Consider the following 3978-nt stretch of genomic DNA (forward strand, 5'->3'; position numbering starts at 1 on the left):
ATGTTTACGCCTAACAACATAATAATGTCCTTTCTTTAAGGTTTCAGACGGCCTGAAGTCGTTACCTATCAAAGGCCGTCTGAAAAAATTCAACTGCCCAAGCCAAACTGCTGCAACTGCTGCAAAACCTGCCGAGATTTGATGCCCTCGGGGAGAAGGTTGTCAATCAAAAGCCGCGTTACTTTCAAAGCCTGCCCCAAACTTTCCTGATGAACGAAACTGCCTTCCCTCAAATCGATTAAAGTCGCGCCCAATACAGCCACGCCCTTATTGAGCGCATGGAAACGGTCGGCCTCGGCCAAATGCACCACAGCTTCTTCAGGCGTGAGCCAATAAGTTTCATCGCTGTTGATTTCATTGCCGTTGCCGTCATGGAACAAATCGGGGGCAAAGCCCAAGCGTGTCAACAACGTCCATTCAAAACGGCGCAAGGCGGCAATATGGTTGGCCTCGCAACAAATGGTTTTCATGGTTTCCGCCAAAACATCGTAAAGCTCGGGCAACGGATCTTCGCGGACGGTCAATTTCAGCATCAACTCGTTCACATACAATCCGCTGAACAAAGCCCTGCCCTGCGGCTGCGGCCACCCGCCTATCCATTCGGCGCGATGCAGGGTCTTCAACTCTTGCGAGCCATACCAAGACGCGCTCACCGGCACAAACGGCACCAACACGCCCCTCAATTCACTCTGCCGTTTGCGCGCGCTTCTGGCCAACAAAGCCACCCGCCCATAACGGCGGCTGAAAGCCTCCACCCACAAGCTGCTCTCGCGCCACGGGGCGGAAGCAAGCAGAAAGATAGGTTCGTGGTTGATGCGGTTTGGTTGCGCCATAAGGGTTTGGAAAGATAAAGATTGTGTCGATTATAACGGAAAATCGACGCAAAAAGGCCGTCTGAAAATCCGTCTTCTATAAAGGCCGTCTAAAAACCTTTATAATCCGTTTTGAATGAACAACCGACTTTCCTGTGTTTATGCCGAAATTCCCTTTTAAATCCGCTCTTTCCCTACTCTCCGCAGCCCTATTATCCGCCTGCTCGCTGGTGAAATATCAGCCTGTTGCCGGTATTGATACGGTCGACCTGCAACGCGGCTACCGCTTTGAAACCAGCCGGCTTCAACACCACGACGAAGACGATACGCTTATTGTGTTGATGTTCTCCGGTGGCGGTACGCGCGCAGCGGCTTTGGGTTATGGCGTGTTGGAGCAGCTTCATAAGCAACAGGTTACCATCGGCGGTAAAAAACAGTCTTTGATGTCGAATGTCGATGTGGTGGTCGGCGTATCCGGCGGCTCGGTTTTGGCAGCTTATTTTGCACTCAAAGGCGAAGAAACCATTCCCTTGTTTTATAAACGTTTCCTCCACCAAAACTTCCAACGCCAAGTTGTCAAACAAGCGTTTTCCATGTCCAATCTGCCCCGACTGGCCTCGCCTGAATACGGACGCGGCGATCTGTTACAGGAGCAGTTTGAAAACTACCTTTTCGGAAAAACCACTTTCCGAGATTTGGAAAAAAATGCTAAAGGCCCGTTTGCCATCATTTCCGCCACCGATATGGGCATAGGCGAGCGTTTTAATTTCACGCAGGAATATTTCGACCCGATGTGTATCGACTTGGCCGACTTGCGACTTGCCCGCGCCGTTGCCGCTTCAAGCTCCGTGCCTATGGTGTTTGCACCATTACGCTCAATAACAACGGCGGCCATTGCCAATACACGCCGCCGCTGCAAATTGTCTCCGACAGCGAAGCCGGTAAAAAACAACTGCAAACCCGAAAAGAATTTCTCGAGCGTTTCCAAAAATACAGCGACAGCAAAAACCGTCCCTACATCCACCTTATCGACGGCGGCTTGACCGACAATCTGGGTATGCGCAGCCTTTTGGACATGACGGAGATGTATCCGGAAAAAATCCTGACGCATAAAATCAAACAAAATAAAATCCGCCATATTGTCGTCATCAACGTCAATGCCCAAAACGAAGTCAGCAGCGATTTGGATAAAAGCGCAGCCGTACCCGGCCTCCGCGATGTCATTTCCGCCATCGTGAATATCCCGATCGATCAACATTCGCAAGAGTCTTTACGCCGCTTCAGGGCTTTTGTCGACCAATGGAACAAAGACAAGCAGAACGAAGACATCTATTTCTCTTTCGTCAGCCTGAACCTCAAAGACCTTCCGCCATCCCAGCTGAGGGACAAGGTATTGAATATTCCGACCAGTTTCTATCTGCCGCCGGAAGATGTGGACAACCTGCGCACTGCCGCCGCCGAACTGATGAAACAGTCGCTGGACTATCGCAACCTGCTGGCAGAATTTGCGGCACACCCCAATCCAGACACCATTTTCGCAGCCCCGCCTCCGGATGCGCAAGAGTTCAAGCCATTGAACGAAAAGAAAAAGCAGCAGCAAACTGTTCCATAAAGTACAGCTCTGTTAAAATATACGCCTCATCTTATATTTCAGACGGCCCCGATACCCAAGGCCGTCTGAAACACTTGACAATAAATAGAATCCAACCATGACCGAATTAAACACTCCCATCGTTACCGATATTGACCGCCCTATCCTCGTTCCACCGGGCGGCCATAAAAAAGTCCTGCTGCATTCCTGCTGCGCCCCATGTTCCGGCGAAGTGATGGAAGCCATGCTTGCCAGCGGTATCGACTACACCATTTATTTTTACAACCCAAATATCCATCCGTACAAAGAATATATGTTGCGCAAAGAAGAAAACATGCGCTTTGCGGACAAATTCGGCATCCCCTTTGTCGATAAAGACGACGACTACGAAAACGACCGCAAAGAATGGTTCGCCAAAGCCAAAGGCATGGAATTCGAACCCGAACGCGGTATCCGCTGCACCATGTGTTTCGATATGCGTTTTGAAAAAGCGGCGCAATACGCCCATGAAAACGGCTTTCATGTCTTCACCAGCTCACTGGGCATTTCACGCTGGAAAGACATGAAACAGATCAACGGCTGCGGCCATCGCGCCGCCGAGCCTTACGATGACTTGGTTTATTGGGATTTCAACTGGCGCAAAGGCGGCGGCAGCGCACGCATGATTGAAATCAGCAAGCGCGAGCATTTCTACCAACAAGAATATTGCGGTTGCGCCTACTCCCTGCGCGACTCCAATGCCCACCGCAAATCGCAAGGTCGTATCCCCATCAAGCTGGGCGTGTTGTATTACGGTGATGAATCCACCCAATACGAGCCTCAAGCCGAAAACAAAATCATTGTTGAGAAATAAATATCAAAGGCCGTCTGAAACATTCAGACGGCCTTTGTTTAAATCAGACGATTAACGGCGGCGGAATTTGCCGTGGTCAAAATCATCAAATGCCTGATAAGCAGCTTGGCATTGAATTTTTTGTTCGGCATAAGGCAAACCGCGGAACGCTTTTGCCGCTTTACGGTTTTCGCTCAGTTCGGCCTTATTGCCTTTGTAGCGATACCAAGCGGCACGGCGCTCAAGGTATCTCTTACAAGCAGGATGCAATTTATTTTTCTTCGCCTGCTGGTGTTTGCTCACATGATGGCCATGCGGTTTGGCCACTGCTTCGGAAGAATAAGTACCCAAACTCAATACGGCAAACACTGCCAGTGCAGAACCTAAGGTTTTCAGTGTCAACATGATTTGCTCCCAGTTTAGATTGGATAGTCATCCCATTATATGCCTCGCCTGATACCTCGACAAACCGCCTAATGTGTTGCATGACAAGCGATTGTCATCAATTACGACATTATTCTTATTGCTTTGCAAAATTTAACACAACTTCCATGAAGGCAGAAGCCGAATATAAATTTCTTTATTTCATAAGCCTCTAGCCAATGTTTAACCAAATGTGATGCAAATACCAAAAAATGCCAAATCGCCACAAAGCCACATGAAACCTAGCCCGAGCCCTCCCCCTCCTTAATCAGCTCCCGAAAAAAGCGCATTGTCAAGTCTAGTTAAACAAAGAAAAATAC

The 3978-nt window shown here is 49.2% G+C and carries 3 protein-coding genes and 1 pseudogene; 2 read left to right on the forward strand and 2 right to left on the reverse strand.

The features are described from left to right. Positions 1 to 89: 89 nt before the first annotated feature. Positions 90 to 833, reverse strand: a complete 744-nt coding sequence (gene recO, locus ACTHUT_RS14935) for a DNA repair protein RecO (RefSeq protein ID WP_003686354.1) — start codon at positions 831 to 833, stop codon at positions 90 to 92. Between the two features lie 140 nt (positions 834 to 973). Between recO and ACTHUT_RS14940 the strand changes: the two are divergent. Continuing rightward, positions 974 to 2424, forward strand: a pseudogene (locus ACTHUT_RS14940) (patatin-like phospholipase family protein). 97 nt (positions 2425 to 2521) lie between these two features. Then, a complete protein-coding gene (locus ACTHUT_RS14945; RefSeq protein WP_250600472.1) occupies positions 2522 to 3256 on the forward strand; it encodes an epoxyqueuosine reductase QueH in 735 nt (244 codons plus the stop codon). Between the two features lie 51 nt (positions 3257 to 3307). On the opposite strand, the gene ACTHUT_RS14950 is transcribed toward ACTHUT_RS14945, so the two are convergent. Further along, positions 3308 to 3640 (reverse strand): stress response protein, encoded by a 333-nt coding sequence (locus tag ACTHUT_RS14950; protein WP_250600470.1) that lies wholly within the window; start codon positions 3638 to 3640, stop codon positions 3308 to 3310. Between the last annotated feature and the right edge of the window lie 338 nt (positions 3641 to 3978).

Source organism: Neisseria sp. P0022.S010, assembly GCF_051956635.1.